22 protein-coding genes and 1 pseudogene are annotated in these 23,337 nt (G+C 71.6%); 6 read left to right on the top strand and 17 right to left on the bottom strand.

The window, feature by feature from the left end; all coding sequences use genetic code 11:
- Positions 1-193: 193 nt before the first annotated feature.
- The 7 genes from OHA65_RS31560 to OHA65_RS31530 all read right to left on the bottom strand — a co-directional run bounded on the left by OHA65_RS31560 (position 194) and on the right by OHA65_RS31530 (position 7,227).
- Positions 194-976: an ABC transporter ATP-binding protein gene (locus tag OHA65_RS31560; RefSeq protein WP_327279533.1), complete on the bottom strand. Its 783-nt coding sequence runs from the start codon at positions 974-976 to the stop codon at positions 194-196.
- The gene (locus OHA65_RS31555) at positions 969-1,904 is read right to left on the bottom strand and encodes an ABC transporter permease (protein WP_327279532.1); all 936 of its coding nucleotides are present in this window, start codon (positions 1,902-1,904) and stop codon (positions 969-971) included. The genes OHA65_RS31560 and OHA65_RS31555 overlap by 8 nt, the downstream gene beginning before the upstream one ends.
- A gap of 96 nt (positions 1,905-2,000) precedes the next feature.
- Positions 2,001-2,882 carry a glycosyltransferase family 2 protein gene (locus tag OHA65_RS31550; RefSeq protein ID WP_371646724.1) on the bottom strand — a complete coding sequence of 294 codons (882 nt, stop codon included), beginning with the start codon at positions 2,880-2,882 and terminating at the stop codon, positions 2,001-2,003.
- 8 nt (positions 2,883-2,890) lie between these two features.
- Positions 2,891-3,670, bottom strand: coding sequence for a CDP-alcohol phosphatidyltransferase family protein (locus OHA65_RS31545; protein ID WP_327279530.1), 780 nt, complete (start codon positions 3,668-3,670; stop codon positions 2,891-2,893).
- Entirely contained in the window at positions 3,648-4,709 is a 1,062-nt protein-coding gene (locus tag OHA65_RS31540) for an iron-containing alcohol dehydrogenase family protein (protein ID WP_327279529.1), read from the bottom strand. Before OHA65_RS31540 ends, OHA65_RS31545 begins: the two co-directional genes overlap by 23 nt.
- The gene (locus OHA65_RS31535) at positions 4,697-5,449 is read right to left on the bottom strand and encodes a sugar phosphate nucleotidyltransferase (protein WP_405762921.1); all 753 of its coding nucleotides are present in this window, start codon (positions 5,447-5,449) and stop codon (positions 4,697-4,699) included. Before OHA65_RS31535 ends, OHA65_RS31540 begins: the two co-directional genes overlap by 13 nt.
- The gene (locus tag OHA65_RS31530; protein ID WP_327285856.1) at positions 5,446-7,227 is read right to left on the bottom strand and encodes a DUF5941 domain-containing protein; all 1,782 of its coding nucleotides are present in this window, start codon (positions 7,225-7,227) and stop codon (positions 5,446-5,448) included. Before OHA65_RS31530 ends, OHA65_RS31535 begins: the two co-directional genes overlap by 4 nt.
- Before the next feature lie 284 nt (positions 7,228-7,511).
- Here OHA65_RS31530 and OHA65_RS31525 point away from each other — a divergent pair.
- Both OHA65_RS31525 and idi read left to right on the top strand, forming a co-directional pair.
- Positions 7,512-8,008, top strand: a pseudogene (locus tag OHA65_RS31525) (GNAT family N-acetyltransferase); the annotation flags it as partial.
- A 127-nt stretch (positions 8,009-8,135) separates the two neighbouring features.
- Positions 8,136-8,735 carry an isopentenyl-diphosphate Delta-isomerase gene (gene idi / locus OHA65_RS31520; RefSeq protein WP_327279527.1) on the top strand — a complete coding sequence of 200 codons (600 nt, stop codon included), beginning with the start codon at positions 8,136-8,138 and terminating at the stop codon, positions 8,733-8,735.
- A gap of 12 nt (positions 8,736-8,747) precedes the next feature.
- Here idi and OHA65_RS31515 read toward each other — a convergent pair whose 3' ends face one another.
- Positions 8,748-9,254, bottom strand: coding sequence for an ATP-binding protein (locus OHA65_RS31515; RefSeq protein ID WP_327285855.1), 507 nt, complete (start codon positions 9,252-9,254; stop codon positions 8,748-8,750).
- 130 nt (positions 9,255-9,384) lie between these two features.
- Positions 9,385-9,594, bottom strand: a complete 210-nt coding sequence (locus OHA65_RS31510; RefSeq protein WP_327279526.1) for a hypothetical protein — start codon at positions 9,592-9,594, stop codon at positions 9,385-9,387.
- Here OHA65_RS31510 and OHA65_RS31505 point away from each other — a divergent pair.
- Positions 9,593-10,351, top strand: coding sequence for an enoyl-CoA hydratase/isomerase family protein (locus OHA65_RS31505; protein ID WP_327279525.1), 759 nt, complete (start codon positions 9,593-9,595; stop codon positions 10,349-10,351). The genes OHA65_RS31510 and OHA65_RS31505 overlap by 2 nt on opposite strands.
- Here OHA65_RS31505 and OHA65_RS31500 read toward each other — a convergent pair.
- Together OHA65_RS31500 and OHA65_RS31495 are read right to left on the bottom strand one after the other, a co-directional pair.
- Positions 10,317-10,964: a DJ-1/PfpI family protein gene (locus OHA65_RS31500; RefSeq protein ID WP_327279524.1), complete on the bottom strand. Its 648-nt coding sequence runs from the start codon at positions 10,962-10,964 to the stop codon at positions 10,317-10,319. The two genes, OHA65_RS31505 and OHA65_RS31500, sit on opposite strands and share 35 nt — an antisense overlap.
- Before the next feature lie 60 nt (positions 10,965-11,024).
- Complete coding sequence (locus OHA65_RS31495) at positions 11,025-12,002, bottom strand: GlxA family transcriptional regulator (RefSeq protein WP_327279523.1); 978 nt, start codon at positions 12,000-12,002, stop codon at positions 11,025-11,027.
- A gap of 102 nt (positions 12,003-12,104) precedes the next feature.
- Here OHA65_RS31495 and abc-f point away from each other — a divergent pair, with 102 nt between their 5' ends.
- On the top strand, positions 12,105-13,742 hold the full coding sequence (gene abc-f / locus OHA65_RS31490; RefSeq protein WP_327279522.1) for a ribosomal protection-like ABC-F family protein: 1,638 nt from the start codon (positions 12,105-12,107) through the stop codon (positions 13,740-13,742).
- Between the two features lie 18 nt (positions 13,743-13,760).
- Here abc-f and OHA65_RS31485 read toward each other — a convergent pair whose 3' ends face one another.
- The 5 genes from OHA65_RS31485 to OHA65_RS31465 form a co-directional block, all read right to left on the bottom strand.
- Positions 13,761-14,531, bottom strand: coding sequence for an SDR family NAD(P)-dependent oxidoreductase (locus tag OHA65_RS31485; protein WP_327279521.1), 771 nt, complete (start codon positions 14,529-14,531; stop codon positions 13,761-13,763).
- Positions 14,532-14,569: 38 nt separating this feature from the next.
- Complete coding sequence (locus OHA65_RS31480) at positions 14,570-15,769, bottom strand: MAB_1171c family putative transporter (RefSeq protein ID WP_327279520.1); 1,200 nt, start codon at positions 15,767-15,769, stop codon at positions 14,570-14,572.
- Positions 15,756-16,259 (bottom strand): hypothetical protein, encoded by a 504-nt coding sequence (locus OHA65_RS31475; RefSeq protein ID WP_327279519.1) that lies wholly within the window; start codon positions 16,257-16,259, stop codon positions 15,756-15,758. Before OHA65_RS31475 ends, OHA65_RS31480 begins: the two co-directional genes overlap by 14 nt.
- Positions 16,260-16,516: 257 nt before the next feature.
- The gene (locus OHA65_RS31470; protein WP_405762918.1) at positions 16,517-19,006 is read right to left on the bottom strand and encodes a Tex family protein; all 2,490 of its coding nucleotides are present in this window, start codon (positions 19,004-19,006) and stop codon (positions 16,517-16,519) included.
- A 116-nt stretch (positions 19,007-19,122) separates the two neighbouring features.
- Positions 19,123-19,986 (bottom strand): SCO6745 family protein, encoded by an 864-nt coding sequence (locus OHA65_RS31465; protein ID WP_328764306.1) that lies wholly within the window; start codon positions 19,984-19,986, stop codon positions 19,123-19,125.
- Positions 19,987-20,163: 177 nt separating this feature from the next.
- Between OHA65_RS31465 and OHA65_RS31460 the strand changes: the two genes are divergently transcribed.
- Both OHA65_RS31460 and OHA65_RS31455 read left to right on the top strand, forming a co-directional pair.
- Positions 20,164-20,565, top strand: coding sequence for a hypothetical protein (locus tag OHA65_RS31460; protein WP_371646721.1), 402 nt, complete (start codon positions 20,164-20,166; stop codon positions 20,563-20,565).
- A 293-nt stretch (positions 20,566-20,858) separates the two neighbouring features.
- Positions 20,859-22,376, top strand: a complete 1,518-nt coding sequence (locus OHA65_RS31455; protein ID WP_405762916.1) for a M1 family metallopeptidase — start codon at positions 20,859-20,861, stop codon at positions 22,374-22,376.
- A gap of 27 nt (positions 22,377-22,403) precedes the next feature.
- Here the strand turns inward: OHA65_RS31455 and OHA65_RS31450 are convergent, their stop codons facing one another.
- Complete coding sequence (locus tag OHA65_RS31450) at positions 22,404-23,297, bottom strand: oxygenase MpaB family protein (protein WP_327279514.1); 894 nt, start codon at positions 23,295-23,297, stop codon at positions 22,404-22,406.
- Positions 23,298-23,337 lie beyond the last annotated feature (40 nt).

Here is a 23,337-nt window from a genome sequence, read left to right as displayed (position 1 = left end):
GGGGTACCCCAGGCCGTTCACCTGCGGGGAATCGTCCCCTCTGGCGTGATTCAGGACTGCTCCAGCTTACGCTGTACAACGCCGCGGCAGCCTCTCGGGTATTCGCTCCGCTACTGAATGTCGGACGCCGGGCGCCCCGGACATGCCGAAGCCCCCGCCGCTCTCGGGCGACGGGGGCGGGCGAAGAGCACGATCAGGCGCTGGTCGCCTTCTCGTAGGCCGAGACGACTTCTTCGGTGGGCCCGTCCATCAGCAGCTCACCCTTCTCCAGCCACAGCACGCGGCTGCAGGTGTCGCGGATGGACTTGTTGTTGTGGCTCACCAGGAAAACGGTTCCGGCATGCTTGCGCAGTTCGCGGATGCGCTCCTCGGAACGCACCTGGAACTTCCGGTCACCGGTGGCCAGGGCCTCGTCGATCATCAGAACGTCATGGTCCTTGGCCGCGGCAATGGAAAAGCGCAGGCGCGCGGCCATACCCGAGGAGTACGTACGCATCGGCAGCGAGATGAAATCGCCCTTCTCGTTGATGCCCGAGAAGTCGACGATGTCGTCGTAGCGCTCCCTGATCTGCTCGCGGCTCATTCCCATGGCGAGACCGCCGAGAACCACGTTGCGCTCGCCGGTGAGGTCGTTCATCAGTGCGGCGTTGACGCCCAGCAGCGAGGGCTGGCCGTCGGTGTAGACCTTGCCGGACTCGCACGGCAGCAGACCCGCGATGGCGCGCAACAGGGTGGACTTGCCGGAGCCGTTGGAGCCGATGACGCCGATGGCCTCGCCGCGGTACGCCGTGAAGGAGACTCCGCGCACGGCGTGGACCCGGCGGACGCCGGGCGCGTCGCCCTTGCCCCGGCGCATTATCTTGCTCAGCGCTGCGGTGGCACTGCCCCTGCCGGAGCTGCCGGTGTTGACGCGGTAGACGATGTGCACGTCGTCGGCGATGACGGTGGGGACGTTGCCCCGGTTGTTCTCAGCCACGGCCGTAACGCTCCTCAGCCTTCCAGAAGTACACGAAACCGCCGAGACCGATCACGACGGCCCAGCCGACGGCGAAGGCCCAGACGTGCGGCGGCAGGTTGTGCCGGCCGTAGTCGTCGATCAGCGCGTACCGGATCAGGTCCATGTAGATCGCCGCAGGGTTCCACTGGAGCACGTCCGTGACCCACTCGGGCACGTGCCTGTCCTTGAGCGCCCCGCTGATCGAGAACATGACGCCCGAGGCGTACATCCACGTACGCGTGATGAACGGCATCAGCTGCGCGAGGTCGGGGGTCTTCGAACCCATCCGCCCGAAGACCAGCGCGAGGCCGGTGTTGAAGACGAACTGCAGCGCCAGCGTCGGGATGACCAGCAGCCAGGACAGCTTCGGGTAGTTGCCGAACGCCACCGTGACGATCACCACGACGATCATCGAGTACAGCAGTTGCTGGAGCTGCTGCATCGAGAAGGAGATCGGCAGGGAGGCGCGCGGGAAGTGCAGGGCGCGGACCAGGCCGAGGTTGCCCGGAATGGCCCGGACGCCCGCCATCAGCGAGCTCTGGGTGAAGGTGAAGACGAAGATGCCCGTCACCAGGAAGGGGATGTAGACCCCCTTCTCCATGCCCCGGCCCGCGTTCATGATCAGGCCGAAGATCAGGTAGTAGACCAGCGCGTTGAGCAGCGGGGTCGCCACCTGCCAGATCTGGCCGAGCTTCGCCTCGCTGTACTGGGCGACCAGCTTGGCCCGGGAGAACGCCATGATGAAGTGGCGCCGGTCCCAGAGCTGGCGCACGTATTCGGCCAGGGTCGGCCGGGCGCCACTGACGGACAGGCCGTACTTCCCGGCGAGGTCCGCCGGGGTCAGCCCCGCGTCTTCGGACGGCGGCATGCTCGTGGCGAGGGCGCCATCCTGGGTTGTGTCACTCACAAGATGAAACTTTCCGTCTTCAAGATGCGGCAGAAGGTGGCATCGGGCCTGGGGCGCTCGGCCCGTGATCGCGTCATGTTCTCAGACACGGGCGTGTCAGATGACAGGCGGTCGGCCCAGCCGGGTCAGCCGCCAGACCGTGCGCCACTTCATGGGGCGCCGGGGACCGCAGGGGGTGGTCCATCCCTCTTTGAACCCACCGAACCAGGCCTTGAGCGCCGGTGCCGACGGTCTGCGCAGGAGCGTCAGCAGGAGCCAGACGCCCAGGTAGACCGGGACCAGCGGGGCGGGCAGGTTCCGGCGGGCGAGCCACACCCGGTTACGGGCAACCATACGGTGGTAGACCGCGTGCCGGGAGGGGGCGGTGGTCGGATGCAGGAGCACCATGTCCGCCCGGTAGTCGATCAGCCACCCTGCGTCGAGCGCGCGCCAGGCCAGATCGGTCTCCTCGTGCGCGTAGAAGAACTCTCCGGGCAGCGCTCCGACCTGCTCGAACACCCTGGTGCGGACGGCGTTGGCGCCGCCCAGGAAGGTGGTGACGCGAGAGGAGCGCATCGGGTCCGAGGCGCGCAGCCGGGGTACGTGCCGGCGCTGGGTCTCGCCGGTCTCCGGATCCGCGATCCGGAAGCTGACGATCCCGAGCTTCGGGTCCTCGGTGAAGGCCTGCCGGCACAACTCGGCGGTGTCGGTGCGCTCCAGCAGCCCGTCGTCGTCGAGGAAGAGCAGGGCGTCGACCTCGCTGCCGCCGGGTCCGAAGGCCTCGATGCCGACGTTGCGGCCGCCGGGGATGCCCAGGTTCTCGGGCAGGTCGACGGTGCGCACGCCCGGCGGCAGGTCGGCCACGTCGGTGACCTTGACGCCCTGGCCCACGACGACGACCTCGACCGGGTCCCCCTCCTGGCGGGCCACCGAGTCGAGGAGCGCCTTCAGCTCGTCGGGGCGGTTGCCCATGGTGATGATCACGGCGCCCAGCCGCATCGGCGTCGTCACTTGAGCCTGCTGGAGGCCAGGATCGACACCAGGTGCAGCACCGTCTGCAGCATCGCGATGCCGGCGAGCACGGCCACGCCGAGCCGGGAGAAGTACAGGTCGCCCCGCATCTGGTCCAGGACGGCCAGCAGCAGGATGAGCAGCGAGGCCTCGATGCCGAGGACGAGCCGGTGGAACTTCAGTGCGGACGCGGCCCGGCGGGCGAGCGCCATGCCGGAGGAGCGCGGCTCGGCGGCGGCTTCTGCGACGGGCTCCTTGCCGGTCTGGTGCCGGGCGACGCCGACCAGGTCGGTCTCGGCCTTGATCAGGATGGCGCCGAGGGCGGCGAGGGTGCCCAGGAAGGCCCACAGCCAGTCGATGCGCCCGGTGCCCCACAGGTCGCTGGCGCGCAGGCCGAAGCCGACGAGGACCGCCGCGTCGCACAGGTAGGCACCGACGCGGTCGAGGTACACGCCGCTCAGCGAGTACTGCTTCTTCCAGCGGGCGACCTCGCCGTCGACGCAGTCGAGCAGCAGGTACATCTGGACCGCCACCACGCCGAGGACGGCGCCCCAGATGCCCGGTACGAGCAGTGCCGGGCAGGCCAGGACACCGGCGAGGGTCATCACGTAGGTCAGCTGGTTGGGCGTGACCTTGGTGTTCACCAGGACTCGGGTGATGCGCAGGGAGATCTCGCGCATGTACAGGCGACCGCCCCAGTGCTCGCCACTGCGCCGGTCCTTGACGCCCGGCGGGTGAACGACGGGCCGGAGTTCAGCTACGGATGGTCTTGGCATAGTCGGCGTAAGCGTCCCTGATCTCGGCTGCGGACAGATTGAGGTGCTCCAGGATCGTGAAGCGTCCCGGGCGGGTCTGGGGGGCGTACTCGACGGCCGCGACGAACTCGTCGACGCTGAAGCCGATCTCGGCGGGCAGCACCGGCAGCCCGTGGCGGCGCAGCACCTGGACGAACAGCTCGGACTGCTCCTTGGCACCGCGCAGGTACATCGCGAAGGCGGCCCCGATGCCCACCTGCTCGCCGTGGAGCGCGGAGCGTCCCGGGTAGAGCAGGTCGAAGGCGTGGCTGATCTCGTGGCAGGCGCCGGAGGACGGGCGGGTGTCCCCGCTGATCGCCATGGCGATGCCCGAGAGCACGAGGGACTCCGAGAAGACGGTGAGGAACTCGTCGTCGCCGCAGTCGCCGGGATGGCGCAGGACGGCCTCGCCGGCCGTGCGGGCCATCGCGGCGGCCAGGCCGTCCACCGGCTCGCCGTTGAGGCGGTGCGAGAGCTCCCAGTCGGCGATCGCCGAGATGTTGGAGATCACGTCGCCGATGCCGGCGCGGACGAACCGGGTGGGGGCTTCCTTGATCACGTCGAGGTCGATGACCATCGCGATCGGCATGGGCACGCCGTAGGAGCCCCGCCCGTTGTCGTTGTCCAAGATGGACACCGGCGAGCAGATGCCGTCGTGCGAGAGGTTCGTGGCGACGGACACCATGGGCAGCCCGACCCGCGCCGCGGCGTACTTCGCCACGTCGATGATCTTGCCGCCGCCGAGGCCGACGACGGCGTCGTAGCGACGGCCCTTTATGTCGTCGGCCAGCTTGACCGCGGAGTCGAGGGTGCCGTCGACGACCGGGTACCAGTCGGCGTGCGGCAGCACGGGCTCCAGCTTGGCGCGCAGCACCTGGCCGGACCCGCCGCTGATCGCGATCGCCAGCTTGCCGGACGCCGAGATCCGCTGGTCGGCCAGGAGGCCGGCCAGGTCGTCCATGGCGCCGCGGCTGATGTCGACGACGACCGGGGAGGGGATGAGCCTCGTCAGTACTGGCATGCGATCGTCCGGCCCTTGGCGAGGTCGTCGTGGTTGTCGATCTCGACCCACTTGACGTCGCCGATGGGGGCCACGTCGATGACGAAGCCGTCGTTGACGAGCTGCTGGTAGCCGTCCTCGTAGTAGAGGTCGGGGTCGCGCTCGAAGGTGGTCTTCAGGGCCTCGGCGAGGGCCTCGGCGGCCTCCGGCTCGATGAGGGTGACGCCGATGTACTCACCGGTGGCGTCGGACGGCTCCATGAGCTTGGTGATCTTCTGCACGCCCTGGGCGCCGTCGACGACGACCTTCATCTCTTCGTCGGCCAGGCTCTTGACCGTGTCGAGGGCGAGGATGATCTTCTGGCCGTTGCCGCGGGCGTCGAGGAGGGTCCGCTCGACGGAGACCGGGTGGACGGTGTCGCCGTTGGCGAGGATCACGCCCTGATTCAGGACGTCACGGGCGCACCACAGGGAGTAGGCGTTGTTCCACTCCTCGGCCTTGTCGTTGTCGATCAGCGTGATCTTCACGCCGTACTTGGCCTCCAGGGCCTCCCGGCGCGCGTAGACGGCTTCCTTGCGGTAGCCGACGACGATCGCGACCTCGGTCAGGCCGACCTCGGCGAAGTTGCCCAGGGTGAGGTCCAGGACCGTCAGGCTTTCCTCGTCGCCTTCGGGGCCGACGGGCACGAGGGCCTTGGGCAGGGTGTCGGTGTAGGGACGCAGGCGGCGTCCGGCACCGGCAGCGAGTACAAGGCCGATCATGCTGGTTCTCCTTCGTCATGTACGGCGGGTGCCCCGGAGGAGACCCAGAAGCGGATGCTCTCCACGAGCACCACGATTGCCACGAACACGGCCACGGCCGTGAGCGCGACGGGGAAGTCCGTAGCGCGCGCCGCCAGGACGGAGGCCAGGACCGAGGTCAGCAGCACCCGGCCCTCGTGACCGCCGATCGTCCGCACCAGCCAGTGCGGGGGCGCGCCGGTGCCGCCGCGGATGCGGTACACCGTGTCGTAGTGATGGTAGGCGACCGCCGCGACCAGTCCGAATGCCGCGGGAAGGGCCCCGGGGACGTCCGCCTTGACAGCGAGGATCAGCACGGTGGTGTACTCGGCGGCCCGGAAGACGGGCGGGACCAGCCAATCGAGGGCGCCCTTGAGGGGGCGGGCGACCGCCGCTCCGGCGAGCACGGCGTAGAACACGGCGGCGATGATCACCTGGCGGGCGCCGAACTCGTACGCCCAGGCCGTCCACAGCAGGGCCACCGAGCCGATCACGGCGGCGGCGATCCCGGCGCCAGGAGCCATCCGCCCCACGACGCGGCCCGCGAGCTCGGCCAGCGGGCCCGAGTCGGCGAGGTCGGCCAGCGCCTGGGCGGCGCGATCGGTGCGCTTCGCCTTGCGGGTCAGCGAGCGCAGCACCCGGCCGGCGGTGGTGTAGAGGGCGCCGAAGGCGCAGCCGACGAGCAGGGCGTAGAAGACGATCCGGGGGGTGGTGGCCGCGGTCAGCACCGCGATCATGGCCCAGCGCTCGCCGATCGGCAGGATGATCATCCGCCGGACCCAGACCGTCCAGCCGACGCTGTCGAGCTTGTCGGACAGTGCGGCCGTCGGGCTGGTGTTGGCGGTCGCGTCGTGGTTGGCCTCGTTGAAGGAGAAGTCCACGACGTGGCGGCAGGTCATGAGGATCATCGCGCCGAGCGCGAGGGCCCATACGTCGTCGCCGTTCTTGGCCGCGCCGAGCGCGAGGCCCGCGTAGAAGGAGTACTCCTTCGCGCGGTCGAAGGTGGCGTCGAGCCAGGCGCCCATCGTCGAGTACTGGAGCGAGTAGCGGGCGAGCTGTCCGTCCGTGCAGTCCAGGACGAAGGAGACGAGCAGCAGCACGCCGGCGGCGACGTAGCCCCAGCGCTCGCCGGTGGCGGCGCAGCCCGCCGCGATCAGCGCGGTGATCAGCGAGGCGGTGGTGACCTGGTTCGGGGTCAGGCCGCGGCGCGCGCACCAGCGGGCGATGTAGCGCGAGTAGGGGCTGATGAAGAAGGTGGTGAAGAACCCGTCGCGGGACTTCACGGCGGTGCGCAGGCGCACGGCCTCGTCGTCGACGGCGGCGACGGCGGCGTCCGCGGCGGCGCGCTCCGCTTCGGTTGCGGGGACGGCGGCGACCAGGGTGCCGAGCTCGGGGCGCTGGACGGTGGTCCCGGCGGCCTCGACGGCGGCGGCGAGCCGGTCCGCGTACGGGCCCTCGCCGTCGGGGGCGAGGGCGGCGGCCTCGTCCAGGGCCGCGCGGGCGCCCGGCTGGACGGCGAAGGCGCCGGTCACGGCGCAGGCGTCGAAGCGCGGGTCCGTCAGCGCGAGCCGCAGCGCGTGGACGTGGCCGACGAAGGCCCCGTCGACGACGGCGACCCGCTGGTCGGCGGGTACGCCGGCCAGCACCGCGGCGGCGTCATGCGGACCGGTGGCGGGGCGGACGTCGAAGCCGAGGGAGCGCAGCTCGTCGGTGAGCGGTGATCCGGGGACCGGCAGGCCGGTGAGGATGACGGTCGACAGACGAACTCACTCCTTGAAGCGAACACTGGACGGGCGCCTCGTGGGGGCGGCGGCACGTCGGCAGAGGCTATCGGATGAACGGAAGAGGGGGTTCACCACCCGTTTGCTCCCCGATAAGCCGAATGTTCCGGGGCCTCGGGCTCCGGCTCGGCCATCATTGACGATCACGCCGACGTACCACAAACCGCGCGGTGATCCCCGCTTCCTTTCCCGCCTCCTTCGAAGGGATCCCGTTGACCGACATCACCGGTGACGCTCACGACACCGACCACCGCGCCGGCGTCTGGCACACCCGGACCGAGACCCCTGCCGACACCGCCGCCGTGCGGGCCGTCTACCTGGCGGCGTTCGAGACCCCGCAAGAGGCGGACCTCGTGGACGCGCTGCGCGCGGACCCGTCCTGGCTGCCGGGGCTCTCGTACGTGGCCGAGGGCCCGGACGGCTCGGTGGCGGCGCACGCCCTGCTGACCCGCTGCGAGGTCGGCGGGGCCCCGGCGCTCGCGCTCGCTCCGGTGGCGGCCGATCCCGCGATCCAGCGCTCGGGCGCCGGCAGCGCGGTCGTACGGGCGCTGCTCGCGGCGGCCCGGGAGCGGGGGAGGTGCTGGTCCTGGTCCTCGGGCATCCGGCGCACTACCCGCGCTTCGGCTTCGTACCGGCTTCACGGTTCGGCATCCGGGCACCGTTCGAGGTTCCCGACGAGGCCATGATGGCGCTGGTACTGGACGACTCCGCGCCCGTCCCGCAGGGCACGATCAGCTATCCGGAACCCTTCGGGATCTGACCGCCCGTGTGATCCGCCCCTCGTCACTTACCACGCGCCGGGGGCAGACATGCGCGGATCACCGAAGTGGGGACAAGCCTCTTTTGTACGGCAGACTGAAGGTCGAAGTCCGAAGCGAAGGATGGGTATGCCGACCACACCAGCCACCGCCGCGAACACCGCGTCCCCCGGCACCGGCACTCAGGAACCGATCATGCTCGAACTGGTCGATGAGTCCGGCAACACCATCGGCACGGCGGAGAAGCTCTCCGCCCATCAGGCGCCCGGTCTGCTGCACCGGGCCTTCTCCGTGTTCCTCTTCGACGAGCAGGGGCGCCTGCTGCTCCAGCAGCGGGCCCTCGGGAAGTACCACTCCCCCGGCGTCTGGTCGAACACCTGTTGTGGTCACCCCTACCCCGGAGAGTCGCCGTTCGCAGCGGCGGCCCGGCGCACCCACGAGGAGCTGGGCCTGTCGCCGTCGCTGCTCGCGGAAGCGGGGACCGTGCGCTACAACCACCCGGACCCCGCCTCCGGGCTGGTGGAGCAGGAGTACAACCACCTGTTCGTGGGGCTCGCACAGGCGCGGCTGGACCCCGATCCGGAGGAGGTCGGCGACACCGTGTTCGTGACCGCCGAGGAGCTGGCGAAGCGGCACGCCGAGGCGCCCTTCTCCGCCTGGTTCATGACCGTGCTGGACGCGGCCCGGCCCGCGATCCGGGAACTGACCGGTGAGGTCGCGGGCTGGTAGCCCGTACGTCGTTCAGAGCGCGGGGGCCGGCGCCGCGGCCGGTCCGGTGAGCGGCAGGGCCGCCCAGATGACCTTGCCGCCCGTCGAGGTGTGTTCGACGTCGCAGACCCCACCGGACTCAAGGGTGATCTCGCGCACCAGGAGCAGGCCCCGGCCGCCGGTCTGGCCGAAATCCGCTTCCAGCGCCTTGGGGCGGTACGGGTGGTTGTCCTCGACGGCCACCCGTACCCATGCGCGGCCGATGGCGACCTCGACCGCGACCTCCGGCGAGAGCAGGGCCGCGTGCCGCACCGAGTTCGTCACCAGTTCGGAGACGATCAGCAGCAGCGAGTACACGAGGTCCCGGTCGGCCGGGACGCCCTGGCGGCCGAGCAGGTCGCGCACGGCCCTGCGGGCCTGCGGAACGGATTCTTCAACAGCGGGAACGGTGAACCGCCACACGCCTTCGTACGCGAGGGGGTCGGCCGGCGCCTCCGGCTCCCCCTCCTTCGCTGGCGGGACGCTCCCGCTGACATCCATCTCCCGGCCCCCGTCTTCACGCTCGATCGTCTCCACGCGTCAAGAGTGGGGAGCGGTCCGGTCCGGACCGGACAGCTGACCAGAAGTCAGCGTCAATAGGACGCTTTCTGACCGTTGGCGTATGACAGCGTCAGTTGTACGACCGTTCCTGGTCTTCTGCGGGCCCCTTCCCGGCCGCGACGCGCGCCCCGCCGGCCGCCGCCGCGTCCGCCGGCACCCCGTCTTCCCTGACCAAGCCCGGAATGCGCCGGGCACCCGTGCCGAGGACCACTTCCCGCACCCCCGGAACGGGCTCCCCGCTGATCATCGGATCGGCCGGCCGGGATAGCATCCCGCGCATGGACGCAGCGCTCTTGCACACCGTCGCCGACGGGGTCGCCACGGTCGTCATCTCGCATCCCGCCAAACGCAACGCCATGACCGCGGCGATGTGGCGTGCGCTCCCGGAGGTCCTCGACGGGCTCGCGGCCGACCCGGCCGTACGGGTGCTCGTCCTGACCGGCGCCGGAGCGACGTTCTGCGCGGGGGCCGACATCTCCTCGCTGGCCGGGGACGAGGTCCCGCAGGCGCTGGCCGTGGCGGCCGAGGAAGCCCTCGCCGCGTTCCCGAAGCCGACGCTCGCGGCGATCCGCGGATTCTGCGTGGGCGGCGGCAGCCAGCTCGCGGCGGCCTGCGACCTGCGCTTCGCGGAGGAGGGGGCGTCGTTCGGGGTGACCCCGGCGAGGCTGGGCATCGTCTACCCCGCGTCCTCGACCCGCCGACTGGCCGCACTGGTCGGCCCTGCGGTCGCCAAGTACCTCCTCTTCTCGGCGGAGCTGATCGACGCGGAGCACGCGCTGCGGGCCGGCTTCCTGAACGAGCTGCTGCCGGCCGGACAACTGGACAAGCGGATCGCCGACTTCGCCCGCGTCCTCACCACCCGTTCGCAGCTGACGCAGGCGGCGGCCAAGGAGTTCGCGAACGGGCGGACGGACCGGGACGCGCACTGGGCGGAGCAGGCGGCCGGGAGCGACGACACCGCCGAGGGCGTCGCCGCTTTCCTGGAACGCCGTACGCCCTCGTTCAGCTGGACCGCCGGGGGGCCGGCGCGGGGTTGAGCCCGCGCAGCCGCGCCACGATCTCGGCCGGGGCCTTGTCCGGCGATCCCGCGTCATAGGGCGGCTGGGGGTCGTACTCGGTCATCAACTGGACCGTCTGGGCATACGCGTCACCGGCGATGCGGCCGAGCAGGCCGAGGCCCATGTCGATGCCGGAGGATACCCCGGCGGCGGTGACGTACTTGCCGTCGTACACGACGCGCTCGCTGGTGGGTTCGACGCCGAAGGCGGGCAGCCGGTCCAGGTAGAGCCAGTGGCCCGTGGCCTTCCGCCCCTTGAGCAGCCCGGCGGCGGCCAGCAGGAGCGAGCCGGTGCAGACGGAGGTCGTCCAGGTGGTGGTCGCGTCGACGGCGCGCAGCCAGTCGACGACGGCGGGGTTCTCCATCTCCAGCTCGGGGTGGGGGCCGCCGGGCACGATGACGATGTCGGGCCGGGTCACCTCGTCGAGTCCCTTGTCGGCGACGAGGGCCAGCGTCCCGTTGTCGGTCCGCACCGGACCGGGCCGCTCCGAGACGAACACGACCTCGGCGTCGGGAAGGCGGCCGAGCGTGTCGAAGGGACCGATGGCGTCGAGCGCGGTGAAACGGTCGTAGAGCAGGACTGCGATCTGCATGTTTCCTCCGGAGTGGTGGGTGGGTCAGGCCGGTCGGGCGTCGTCGGGAAGCAGGCGTCGTCAGGGGAGGGGGCGGGGGTGGCCGAAGCGGCGGCGGTATTCGGCCGGGGGCTGGCCCAGGGTCTTCACGAAGGCCCGCCGGAGCGCCTCCGGGGTGCCGTAGCCGCAGGCCCGGGAGATCTGGGCCACGCCGTCCTCCGTGTCCTCCAGCAGCCGCCGCGCGTGTTCCACCCGTACGCGCTCCACGTACCGCCCCGGCGTCACCCCCGTCTCCGCCTGGAAGGCACGGGCGAAGTGGCGGGGTGAGAGCCGGGCGCGGGCCGCCAAGGACTCGACGCTCAGGTCCGAACCGGGATGCTCCGTGATCCACTGCTGTACCTCACGCAAAGGATCCCGCTGCGCGGTCTGCGCCGCCAGCTGCGCGCTGAACTGCGCCTGGTTCCCGGGCCTGCGCAGGAACACCACCAGGTGCCGTGCGACGGCCAGCGCGAGCTCCCTGCCGTGGTCCTCCTCCACCAGGGCCAGCGCGAGGTCGATCCCCGCCGTGACCCCGGCCGAGGTGGCCACCCGGCCGTCCCGTACGTAGATCGGATCCGGTTCGACGGTCACCTTCGGGTAGTCCCGGGCCATCCGCTCGCACGCGTACCAGTGCGTCGTGGCGCGCAGCCCGTCCAGCAGCCCGGCCTCGGCCAGCAGCAGCCCGCCCGTGCAGACGGACACCAGCCGCTCCGCGCCTCCCCCGTGCGCCCGGAGCCACTCGGTGAGCCGCGGTTCGAAGTCCCCCCGGTACTGGCCCCCCGGCACCAGCACGGTGGTCCCCGGCCCCGGTCTCGCGCCCTCCAGGTCCCCGTCCGGGATCAGCGTGAGCCCGCTGCTCGTCCGTACGGGAGCCCCGTCCGGGGACACCGTACGGATCGTGTATCCGCTCCCCGCCCGCCCCGGGAAGCGGTCGACCGCGGCGAACACCTCCACGGGCCCGGTCACGTCCAGGCTCTGCACGCCGCCGTAGAGGAGGACGAGCACGTTTCGCAACGACATGACCCCATGGTGTGACCCGGAGCGGATGGCCGCAATGACGTTCCTCCCACCTTTACGGCCACGGCTCGGGGCGCGGACCGGCGCGGATAGGATCGACGGACCATGACTGCAACCCTCGTCGCCAAGAACCTCACCGCCGCGCACGGTGAGCGCACGCTCTTCGCCGGTCTCGACCTCGTCGTCGCGCCCGGCGACGTCATCGGCCTCGTCGGCGTCAACGGCGCCGGGAAGTCCACCCTGCTGCGCCTGCTCGCCGGCCTGGACACCCCCGAGACCGGTGAGCTGCGGCTCTCCCCGCCCACCGCCGCCGTCGGCCACCTGCCCCAGGAGCCGGAGCGCCGCCCCCAGGAGTCGGTGCGGGAGTTCCTGGCCCGGCGCACGGGCGTGGCCGCCGCCCAGGCGGCGCTGGACGCGGCGACGCAGGGCCTGGTCGACGGCACCCCCGGCGCGGACGACGCGTACGCGACGACGCTGGACCAGTGGCTGAACCTCGGCGGCGCCGACCTCGACGAGCGGGCCCAGGAGGTCGCCGACGAGCTCGGGCTGGCCGTCAGCCTGGACCTGCCCATGACCGCCCTGTCCGGCGGCCAGGCGGCCCGCGCCGGCCTCGCCTCGCTGCTGCTCTCGCGCTACGACGTCTTCCTGCTCGACGAGCCGACCAACGACCTGGACCTGGAGGGTCTGGAGCGGCTGGAGCAGTTCGTGAAGGGCCTGCGCGCGGGCACGGTCGTGATCAGCCATGACCGCGAGTTCCTGACCCGCACCGTCACCAAGGTCCTCGAACTCGACCTGGCCCAGCAGCAGATCAACCTCTACGGCGGCGGCTACGACGCCTATCTGGAGGAGCGCGAGCGGGCCCGTACGCACGCCCGCGAGGAGTACGACGAGTACTCCGACAAGCGCACGGCGCTCGAAGGCCGGGCGCAGATGCAGCGCAACTGGATGGACAAGGGCGTGCGCAACGCCCGCCGCAAGGCCACGGACAACGACAAGATCGGCAAGAAGCTGCGCGGCGAGTCGAGCGAGAAGCAGGCCGCCAAGGCCCGTCAGACGCAGCGCGCCATCGAGCGGCTCGAAGTCGTCGACGAGCCCCGCAAGGAATGGGAGCTGCGCATGGAGATCGCGGCGGCCCCTCGCTCCGGCTCGGTCGTCGCCACCCTGAACGAGGCGTCGGTGCGGCGCGGGGACTTCACCTTCGGCCCGGCCAGCCTGCAGATCGACTGGGCGGACCGGGTGGCGATCACCGGCGCCAACGGCGCGGGCAAGTCCACTCTGCTCGCCGTGCTCCTCGGCCGGCTGGCGCCCGACTCCGGTGCGGTCACGCTGGGTTCGGGGGTGCTGGTCGGCGAGGTGGACCAGGCGCGCGGCCTCTTCCTCGGGGACGAGCCGCTGCTGGAGGCGTTCTGCGCGGCGGTCCCGGACACCGAGCCGGCCGAAGTGCGGACCCTGCTGGCCAAGTTCGGCCTGAAGGCGGCCCACGTGCTGCGCCCGGCGGCCACGCTCTCCCCCGGCGAGCGCACCCGGGCGGCCCTGGCGCTGCTCCAGGGCCGCGGGGTGAACCTGCTGGTGCTGGACGAGCCCACGAACCACCTGGACCTGCCGGCGATCGAACAGCTGGAGTCGGCCCTCGACGCGTACGAGGGCACCCTGCTGCTCGTCACCCACGACCGCCGGATGCTGGACGCGGTGCACGTGACCCGCCGCCTGGAGGTCGCGGACGGCAAGGTCACCGAGCTCTGAGGACGGGCCGCCGGGCGGCTACCGCTGCGGTGCGCGCCGTTTGCGGGCCAGCCGCTCGGCCACGAAGCCGCGCGGCAGGTGCCGTACGGCGAGCGCGTACGCCTGGTAGCGCCGGCCCGTGATGCTCACCGGCCGGCGCAGGGCCAGGTCCCGCAGAGCCTTGGCCACCACGGCCTCCGGTTCCAGCCAGACCCCCTCGCGCAGCGCGCTGACGTCCATCCCGGCGCGCGCCTGGAACTCGGTGCGGGTGAAACCCGGGACCACCGCCAGCACCCGGACCCCGTACGGCGCCATGTCCACCCGCAGGGACTCGCTGAACGCGGTGACCCAGGCCTTGGCGGCCCCGTACGTCCCGGTCGGCAGGAGTCCCGCCACCGAGGAGACGTTCACCACCGCGCCCCGGCGGCGCTCGCGCAACCCCGGCAGCACGGCGTGGGTGAGCCGCAGCGGGACCTTGACCAGCAGGTCGAGCAGCCGTTCCTCGTCCTCGACCGGGCTGTGCGGGAACGGTGCGGGAAGGCCGAAGCCCGCGTTGTTGACCAGGATGTCCACCGGCCGCTCCGGGTCGGCGAGCCGCTCGGCGACGGCCGTGCGGTCCGCGGCGTCCAGCAGGTCGGCGGGCAGGACCTCGCTGGTCGTGCCGAACTCCCGGCCGAGCTCGCGGGCCACGGCGTCCAGGCGGTCCTTGTCGCGGGCGACCAGGACGAGCTCGCAGCCCTTGGCCGCGAAGCCCCGGGCGAAGGCGGCGCCGAGGCCGGCGCTGGCCCCGGTGATCAGAACGGTGGTCAAGAGGGGGTCACTTCCTACACGTCGTACCGGTTCGGGTCCTACGGGGTGTTCCGGAGTTGCGGGGTGAAGTCCGTGGTCGACGCCGAGCCGTAGGCCTGGGCCACGTCGACCAGGAACCGGGCCTCGTCGTCGAGGTCGCCGCCCTCGGTGGAGGTCTGCATCGCGGCGGGCAGCTCCCATGCGGCGTCCTCCCCCGGCTGTCCGGGCCGTCCGGCGAGCTTCGCCCGCCGCGCGTCCTTCAGTACGCAGGCCAGCGCTGCCGCGGAGCGGCGTTGCTCGGGGATCCCGTGCCCGGTGACATGGCTGCGGGCGAGCTCCGGGACGCCGGGGGCGACGTACTCACCGAGGATCAGGATCGCGTCGCGGGTCTCTATGACCTTGCGGTAGACGAGCAGGTTGCGCGGCACGGGCGGCCACAGCAGCTCCACGACCCGGCCGGCCCGCGGCTTGGTGAGGGCGACGTGCGGGACGGCCTCGACGAGGTCGTGCCAGAGCGGCCACAGCCGCCAGGCGGTGGCGATGTCGGCGCTCGTGCGGCGCAGGGTGAACAGGGTCGGCACGAGGATCGCGGCGGCCCGCAGCAGTCCGTGCAGGTTCATCATCAGGGGCAGTGCGGGCATCGCCCAGGTGCTGCCGAACAGGGCCTTGAGGAGGTACGCGAACCAGAACAGGCCGGCGAGCGCGGTGCCGAGGCCGAACAGCCGCAACCCGGCGGCGAGTCCCCCGCTCTCGGTGCGGCGGCTGTAGCGCCAGCAGAGGGAGACGCAGGTGGTGTTGGCGAGGAGGTGCGCGGAGATCAGGAACAGCCAGTACGCGAGGGAGGGCACGGGACCGCCGTGCGGCGGGATGGTGTGCGCGGTGTGCGCGGGGGCGGCCGTGTCCAGCACCACGAGGGTGGTGAGCCAGGCCACCGTGCCGATCCAGGAGGCGAGTTGGAGGGCCCGGCCGCGGGTCGCTGCGGCGACGAAGTAGAGCACGGTGCCCGCGGACAGGACCCCTATCAGGTTGCGGACGAGGCCGACGGTGTGCGCGTAGTCCGGGTCGCGCATCGCGTACGTGACGACGGCCGGAAGGTTGAGGGTCATCGCCGCGGCGGCGGTGGCGACGGCGAGCCACAGGCCGCGCTGCTGCGGGGAGCGCAGGGCCGCCGGGGCGCGGAGCAGGACCGCGATCCACAGGCAGACGACACTGGGCACGGCCAGCGAGTCGCCCAGGGCGGCGAGTTCAGCGGCGTCCATGACCGCCCCGCCTGTAGCCCATGGCGGATTCCAGCCAGGCGAGGGTGCCACGGGCCGCGGTGGCCGACTGCGGGCAGGGGCCCGTCGTGCGGATGCGGATCATGCTGGCCAGCATCTCCGCCTCCTGCTCCTGGCTGGTGGTGTAGTTGGTGCGGCCGAGGACGACGGGGGCCCGCCCGTCGGTGTCCTCGGCTTCCAGGGAGTTGTGGCCGAACAGGATGTGCCCGAGCTCGTGGAGCACGATGTGCTCGCGGTGCAGGGGGGTGGTCTGCGCCTCGTAGAACACGTAGTCGACGCTGGCGGTGCCCACCCACAGCCCGCAGACCCCGGATTCCGCCGCCTCCTTGGGCAGCGGGTGCAGGTGGATGGGGCGCCCGCGTTGCTCGGCCATCCGGTCGCACAGCCCTTCGAGGGAGAACGGGTGCGTCAGATCCAGATGGCCGAGAATCTTCTCGCACCGTTTACGGAGGCTGGGTTGCGAGTGGGGCATGTGATCCCTCTTCGGACCCTTTCGCGGGCAGCGTCGGTAGGCGTGCGTGGGCGTGGGCATGGCGTCCTGTGCCTTCAAGGCGGCCTCGTGGAGTGGGGTCCTGAGGGGAGAAACGGAAGCCCGTTCGCCAGTCGGCGAACGGGCGTTCCACCATGCCTACAGATCTTGTACGGGAGTTCGCAAGGCATGTCCCCATGTGGGGTGCCTATTCGGCCATCCCGGAACCCACCGGTTCCGACGCGCCGCGCCGCACGCGCTCAGCGCTTGCGGCGCTCCTCGGGGCCGCCCGTGAGGCCGGCCCTGCGCAGGGCGTCCGCCATCGCGCTGTTGGCCGGGGCCGGGGAGCCGCCGCCACCTTGGCGCTGGCCGCCGCCCTGGCCCCGGCCGCCGCCCTGACGCTGGCCGCCGCCCTGGCCGCGGCCCTGGCCTGCTTGGCCCTGACCTGCTTGCCCCTGGCCGCCCTGACGCTGGCCGCCGCCTCGCTGCTGCGGGGGCCTGCCGCCGCGCCGGTCCTGGCGGTCCTGGCGGTCCTGGCGGTCCTCGCGCTGGCGGGGAGCGCCCGCCGAGCGGTCGGCCTCGTCCTCCAGCCGCAGCGTCAGCGAGATCCGCTTGCGCGGGATGTCCACGTCCATGACCTTCACCCGGACGATGTCGCCCGGCTTGACCACGTCCCGCGGGTCCTTGACGAAGTTCGTCGACAGCGCCGAAACGTGGGCCAGGCCGTCCTGGTGGACGCCGATGTCGATGAAGGCGCCGAACGCGGCCACGTTCGTGACCACGCCCTCCAGGATCATCCCGGGCGCCAGGTCGCCGATCTTCTCGACGCCCTCCTTGAAGGTGGCCGTCTTGAAGGCGGGGCGCGGGTCACGGCCCGGCTTCTCCAGCTCGCGCAGGATGTCCGTGACGGTCGGCAGCCCGAACGCCTCGGTGACGAACTGCTCCGGCCGCAGCGAGCGCAGCACGCCGGTGTTGCCGATCAGGGCCGCCACCTCGCTGCCGGCCGTCTTGGCCATGCCCCGGACCAGCGGGTACGACTCGGGGTGCACGCTGGAGAAGTCCAGCGGGTCGTCCCCGCCGCGGATCCGCAGGAAGCCCGCGCACTGCTCGTACGCCTTCGGGCCGAGCCGGGCCACGTCCTTGAGCGCCTTGCGGCTGCGGAAGGGGCCGTTGGCGTCGCGGTGGGCCACGATGTTCTCCGCGAGCCCGCCGCTGATGCCCGAGACCCGCGAGAGCAGGGGTGCGGAGGCGGTGTTGACGTCCACCCCGACGCCGTTCACGCAGTCCTCGACGACCGCGTCCAGGGAGCGCGAGAGCTTCACCTCGGAGAGGTCGTGCTGGTACTGGCCGACGCCGATCGACTTGGGGTCGATCTTGACGAGTTCGGCGAGCGGGTCCTGGAGGCGCCGGGCGATGGAGACCGCGCCGCGCAGCGACACGTCCATGTCCGGGAGTTCCTGCGAGGCGAACGCGGAAGCCGAGTACACGGAGGCGCCCGCCTCGGACACCATCACCTTGGTGAGCTTCAGCTCGGGGTGGCGGGAGACGAGGTCCCCGGCGAGCTTGTCGGTCTCGCGCGAGGCCGTGCCGTTGCCGATGGCGATCAGCTCGACCGCGTGCTCCTTGGCCAGGCGGGCCAGCTTGGCGAGCGACTCGTCCCACCTGTTGGCGGGGACGTGCGGGTGGATCACGTCGGTGGCGACGACCTTGCCGGTGGCGTCCACGACCGCGACCTTCACGCCCGTGCGGAAGCCCGGGTCGAGGCCGAGGGTGGCCCGGGTACCGGCCGGGGCCGCGAGCAGCAGGTCGCGCAGGTTCGCGGCGAAGACCCGTACCGCCTCGTCCTCGGCGGCGGCGCGCAAGCGCATCCGCAAGTCGATGCCGAGGTGCACCTGGATCTTCGTGCGCCAGGCCCAGCGGACCGTGTCGGCCAGCCACTTGTCGCCGGGACGGCCGCGATCGGCGATGTCGAAGCGACGGGCGACCATTCCCTCGTACGTGGACGGTCCGGGGGTCTGGCCCGGCTCCTCGGGCTCCAGGGTGAGGTCGAGGACGTCCTCCTTCTCGCCGCGGAGCATGGCGAGGACGCGGTGCGAGGGCAGCGCGGTGAACGGTTCGGCGAAGTCGAAGTAGTCGGCGAACTTGGCGCCCGCCTCCTCCTTGCCCTCGCGGACCTTCGCGGCGAGCCGGCCGCGGCCCCACAGGCGCTCGCGCAGTTCGCCGATCAGGTCGGCGTCCTCGGCGAACTTCTCGGTGAGGATGGCGCGGGCGCCCTCCAGGGCGGCGGCCGGGTCGGCGACGCCCTTGTCGGCGTCGACGAACGCGGCCGCGGCGGCGGCCGGTTCCACCGACGGATCGGTCAGCAGGCCGTCGGCGAGGGGCTCCAGACCCGCCTCGCGGGCGATCTGCGCCTTGGTGCGCCGCTTGGGCTTGAACGGGAGGTAGATGTCCTCCAGCCGGGCCTTGGTGTCGGCCGCGTTGATCCTGGCCTCCAGCTCGGCGTCGAGCTTGCCCTGCTCCCGTACGGAGTCCAGGATCGCCGCGCGCCGGTCCTCCAGCTCGCGCAGATACCGCAGCCGCTCCTCAAGGGTGCGCAGCTGGGCGTCGTCGAGCATCTCGGTCGCTTCCTTGCGGTAGCGCGCGATGAACGGCACGGTGGAGCCGCCGTCGAGCAGCTCGACGGCGGCCTTGACCTGCCGCTCCCGTACGCCGAGCTCCTCGGCGATCCTGCCTTCGATGGACATCGTCACGATCGGGTCCCGCCTGCCTTCGTTTGCACTGGAAGGCTGCCAATTGTGGCAGGTGGCGGTGACGGCGGCGGGGAACCCCGCGCTCGGGCCCGAGTCCGGGCCCGAGTCCGGCTCGCTCAGGCCTTGCCGAAGGCGTCCGCGGGGAAGGCTCCGGCGGCGAGGGCCTTCATGACGAATCCGCCGCCGAGCTCGGCGAGGCGGGCCAGGCCCTCGGCGCCGAGGTGCTCGTACGGGTCCGCGTCGAGGCGGTCGGTGTCGGCTTCGAGGCGCTCGCGTACGGCCGCCCCCTCCTCGGTGAGCTCGCCGTCGGCGGCGAGGATCCCGCGCTCGCGCAGCCGGTCGGACGCGGCGTCGAGGTCGGACTGCTCCCAGCCGCGGATGGCCTTGATCCACTTCGGGGTCATGCCGCGGCCGGTGGCGGTGTGGCTGACCAGGGCCTCCAGCGGGTCCAGCCCGGCGAGCAGCAGGGCCGCGAGGTGGCCGTCGCCGCGGTGTTCGCGCAGCAGGGTGGTGGCGTGCCACAGGCGCAGGTGCGGCTCCTCGGGTACGGGGAGGTCGGCATGGGCGGCGTACAGGGTCCGGGCGTGCCGGGTGCAGCCCTCGGTGGCGCGCAGGGCGAGGTCGGCGGCCTCGGCGAGCTCGGGGGACTCGATGGTCTCCGCGCCGAGCAGCCGGCGCAGGGTGCTGTCGGCGGCGCGCAGTCGGGCGTCGAGGGCCTGCTCGGGGGTGATGGTGTCCCAGACGGCGGGCAGGTGACGGGCGACGAAGTCGTGGCGGTAGTTGTAGAAGGTGGCGGTGACCGTACCGGCCCCGACGGCGCCCATGGCGGCGGACCGCGAGGCGAGGTTCACTGCGGGCCGCTCGGTGACGCCGAGGGCGGCGAACTCCTTGCCCAGGTCGGGCGAGAAGTAGATGGTCGCGTGCAGCGGGTTGATCGCTGCATGCCAACAGTTACGGGCGGCGCGCGGAGGAATCGTCATGCCTGCCAGATTACCGACCGCTCAGTATGTTGGGTAGCCCGGGGGGGACCGGGCTCGGTCCGCGGGTCGTGAAGGTAACGTGAGATCGGCGACGACGGCATGGGCGGTGTGCAGTTGCCATGCATATGATCAAGCCGATGCCAACGGGGAGGCTTGAACGTGTCTAGTGACATCGGCATGCGGTTGAACCACGTACCGACGGAGCCGAGTGGACCGACCGGTCCCACCGGACCGATGGGTCCGTTCGCTCCGGGCAAGGGGCCCGGGGACTTCGCCTCGACGCCGGCCGAGAAGAAGGCCGCGGCGGGGACCATCGAGACCGAGCTGGAACCGAAGACCAAGAAGGCCGCGGAGCACGCGGACACCGACACCAACGCCGCCCAGAAGGGCTTCGAGGGCTGGGAGACGGCCGCCGGCCTCAAGAAGGTGTCGGACACCTGGGACCAGCAGGTCAAGACCCTGATGGGCCGCCTGTCGGCGGAGAAGACCGCCCTGCGCGGCGCGTCCGGCCTCTTCACGAGCAACGACACGGGCATCGGCAGCCAGTTCACGACCCAATCCGGACTCAACCACCTTTAGGCCCCGCCCCGGAAGCCCCCGTCCGCCGGCCCCGTCCGCAGGGCCGGTCGGCCGGGTGCGTGGCCCGGTTCTGGCCGTTCTTTTCGGGGGTTGCGGGGCGCGGGACGGCGGGACGCGGGGGTGGATGCGGCACTTCGGGGCGGCCGACCGACCCGCGCGGGCGGCGGGCCGTAACGGCCGAATGGCGATCGTGTGACAGCAGGGGCCATGGACATGACGTGGGAGACCGGGCGTGAATACGGTCGACGCAAGCCGTCGAACGGAACTGTCTCCCCTACCCCTTGGAGCTCTTCGTGCACCGCAAAGTCATCGCCCCGAGCGTGCTCGCCGCTTCCCTCCTGCTGGTGATCCCGGCGTCGGCGGCGAGTTCGGTCCAAGGTGCCCCGGGTATCGGTGATCCCTACTACCCGACCAGCGGCAATACGGGATACGACGTGTCCCACTACGACCTGCGCCTGCAGTACCAGCCCAAGACCGACCTGCTGGAGGGCACCGCCACCCTCCTGACCACCGCCAAGCAGGAACTCTCCCGCTTCAACCTGGACTTCGGCCTGAAGGTCAGCGAGATCCGGGTCAACGGCGCCAAGGCGAAGTTCGCCACCTCCGGGGCCCACGAGCTGGAGGTGACCCCCGCCCAGCCGCTGCAGAAGGACAAGCCGGCGACCGTCGTCGTCAAGTACGCAGGAAAGCCCTCGGAGTTCAAGATCGACGGCTGGTCGGCCTGGCAGCGGACCCCGGACGGCGGCGTCGCCGCGCAGGAGCCCGACTCGGCCGTCTGGTGGTTCCCGAGCAACGACCACCCGCTCGACAAGGCCACCTTCGACGTCTCGGTCAACGTCCCCGACGGCACGCAGGCGATCAGCAACGGCGTGCTCCAGTCGCAGAGTTCCCGGCTCGGCTGGACCCGGTACAACTGGCGCTCGAACAAGCCGCAGGCCACGTACCTCGCCACCCTCGCCATCGGCAAGTTCGACGTCACCACCGACAAGACGGCCAGCGGCCTGCCCGTCCTCAATGCGTACAGCAAGGACCTCGGCGACAACGCGGGTGCGGCGCGTGCGAGCGTGGAGCGGACCGGCGAGGTCGCCGAGTGGCTGGAGGGGGTCTTCGGGCCCTACCCGTTCAACGCCTTGGGCGGCTACGTGCCGAACGTGCCGTCGAGCTTCGCCCTGGAGACGCAGACCCGGCCGTTCTACAGCCCGAAGCAGTTCGCGAACGGCGCCAACGTGTCGGTGGTCGTGCACGAGCTGGCCCACCAGTGGTACGGCGACAGCGTGTCCGTCGACGGCTGGAAGGACATCTGGATCAACGAGGGCTTCGCCCGCTACAGCCAGTGGCTGTGGTCGGAGAAGGAGGGCGAGGGCACCGCGCAGGAACTCGCCGACTGGGCGTACGGGCTGCGGTCGGCGGACGACCCGTTCTGGCAGGTGAAGCCGGGCGACCCGGGCCCGGACAACCAGTTCCACGGGGCCGTCTACGACCGCGGTGCGATCGCCCTCCAGGCGCTGCGCAACGAGATCGGCGACGAGAAGTTCTTCGAGGTCCTCAAGGGCTGGCCGACGGAGCGGGCCTACGGCAACGCCAAGGTCGGCGACTTCGTCCGGTACGCGGAGAAGGTGTCGAACAAGCCGCTGGCGCAGCTCTTCGAGACCTGGCTGTACACCCCGGGCAAGCCGGTGTTCGCCCCGCCTGCCGCCGCGGCGTCCCCGGCCGGCCGGTCGCTCAAGGCCCCCGCCGTGAAGCCGGTGAAGCCGGTGGAGCCGAAGTCCTGGAAGAAGATCGCGGCGACGGACTCGATCCACGGGCACTGAGTACGACGGCCCGCGCGCCGGCGCCCCTCAGGGGGTGCCGGCGCGCCACCGGGCTCGTGCCGCCCGCGCGACGGGCAGGTACCGCAGACGCTCCGGCAGCAGCGGTACGAGCAGCCGCACCGCCGTGCTGAGCCGGCGGAGCCTGCGCTCCTGGGCCGGGCTCCACTCCAGCCCGATGGCGGCGCGGGCGTCGGGCGGCATGTACCCGACGGTCACGAAGGCCCGCAAGCGCAGGAAGGCCGTGCGGAGCAGCGGCCAGGTGAGCCGCAGCAGCAGCCGTACCGGCAGGGAGCCGCCCTCGGGCCGGGGCAGTGGTACGTCGGTGGCGACCAGTTCGCGGGCGACCTTGGTGGGTTCGATCTCCTCGGCCAGCATCCGGCGGTAGTAGACCCAGTACTCCTCGATGCTCTGCGGCATGTCCCGGTCGTGGATGCCGAGGATCCGGCCGACCTGGAGCCACTCCCGGTACAGCTGCCGCTCCTGGGCGGGGGTGAACCGGCGCAGCAGGTACCGCCCGGCGTACAGGTAGATCGGGAAACCGGTGGCGTGCACCCAGGAGTAGCAGGCGGGGTCGAGGGAGTGGTAGCGCCGTCCCCGGGTGTCGATGCCCTGGATCTCCTTGTGCAGGCGGCGCACGCGGCGGCCCTCCTCGGCGGCCTCCTCCCCGCCGTACACCCACAGCTGGACGGAGCGCAGCGAGCGCTCGCCGCGCCCCCAGGGGTCGGTGCGGAAGACCGAGTGCTCGTCGACGCCTGCGCCGATCGCGGGGTGGGCGACCTGCAGGGTGAAGGCGGCGGGCAGCATCAGCAGGGCCCGGATGTCGCCGGAGATGGTCCAGAGCACCCCGCCGGGGGCCGGCGGCTCGGGATCGGGGCGGCGCGCGGCCGTCGGTCCGGGTGCGGGGAGCTCTGTTTCTCGCATGGTTCCAGTATGCGAGTGCCAGACGTCCGCTCCCGGACAG

The organism is Streptomyces sp. NBC_00045 (assembly GCF_045041095.1).
Classification (GTDB): Bacteria; Actinomycetota; Actinomycetes; order Streptomycetales; family Streptomycetaceae; genus Streptomyces.
This window is presented reverse-complemented; position numbering and strand designations above follow the sequence as displayed.

Bases quoted from the DNA above. Each gene is read 5' to 3' on its own strand.
- OHA65_RS31505 (WP_327279525.1), top strand. From the start codon at position 9,593: ATGGACGCAGCGCTCTTGCACACCGTCGCCGACGGGGTCGCCACGGTC.
- OHA65_RS31460 (WP_371646721.1), top strand. From the start codon at position 20,164: ATGCGGTTGAACCACGTACCGACGGAGCCGAGTGGACCGACCGGTCCC.
- OHA65_RS31510 (WP_327279526.1), bottom strand. From the start codon at position 9,594: ATGCGCGGGATGCTATCCCGGCCGGCCGATCCGATGATCAGCGGGGAG.
- OHA65_RS31495 (WP_327279523.1), bottom strand. From the start codon at position 12,002: ATGTCGTTGCGAAACGTGCTCGTCCTCCTCTACGGCGGCGTGCAGAGC.
- OHA65_RS31465 (WP_328764306.1), bottom strand. From the start codon at position 19,986: ATGACGATTCCTCCGCGCGCCGCCCGTAACTGTTGGCATGCAGCGATC.
- abc-f (WP_327279522.1), top strand. From the start codon at position 12,105: ATGACTGCAACCCTCGTCGCCAAGAACCTCACCGCCGCGCACGGTGAG.
- OHA65_RS31550 (WP_371646724.1), bottom strand. From the start codon at position 2,882: ATGCGGCTGGGCGCCGTGATCATCACCATGGGCAACCGCCCCGACGAG.
- OHA65_RS31540 (WP_327279529.1), bottom strand. From the start codon at position 4,709: ATGCCAGTACTGACGAGGCTCATCCCCTCCCCGGTCGTCGTCGACATC.
- OHA65_RS31500 (WP_327279524.1), bottom strand. From the start codon at position 10,964: ATGCAGATCGCAGTCCTGCTCTACGACCGTTTCACCGCGCTCGACGCC.
- OHA65_RS31535 (WP_405762921.1), bottom strand. From the start codon at position 5,449: ATGATCGGCCTTGTACTCGCTGCCGGTGCCGGACGCCGCCTGCGTCCC.
- OHA65_RS31515 (WP_327285855.1), bottom strand. From the start codon at position 9,254: ATGGATGTCAGCGGGAGCGTCCCGCCAGCGAAGGAGGGGGAGCCGGAG.
- OHA65_RS31480 (WP_327279520.1), bottom strand. From the start codon at position 15,769: ATGGACGCCGCTGAACTCGCCGCCCTGGGCGACTCGCTGGCCGTGCCC.
- OHA65_RS31545 (WP_327279530.1), bottom strand. From the start codon at position 3,670: ATGCCAAGACCATCCGTAGCTGAACTCCGGCCCGTCGTTCACCCGCCG.
- OHA65_RS31475 (WP_327279519.1), bottom strand. From the start codon at position 16,259: ATGCCCCACTCGCAACCCAGCCTCCGTAAACGGTGCGAGAAGATTCTC.
- OHA65_RS31450 (WP_327279514.1), bottom strand. From the start codon at position 23,297: ATGCGAGAAACAGAGCTCCCCGCACCCGGACCGACGGCCGCGCGCCGC.
- idi (WP_327279527.1), top strand. From the start codon at position 8,136: ATGCCGACCACACCAGCCACCGCCGCGAACACCGCGTCCCCCGGCACC.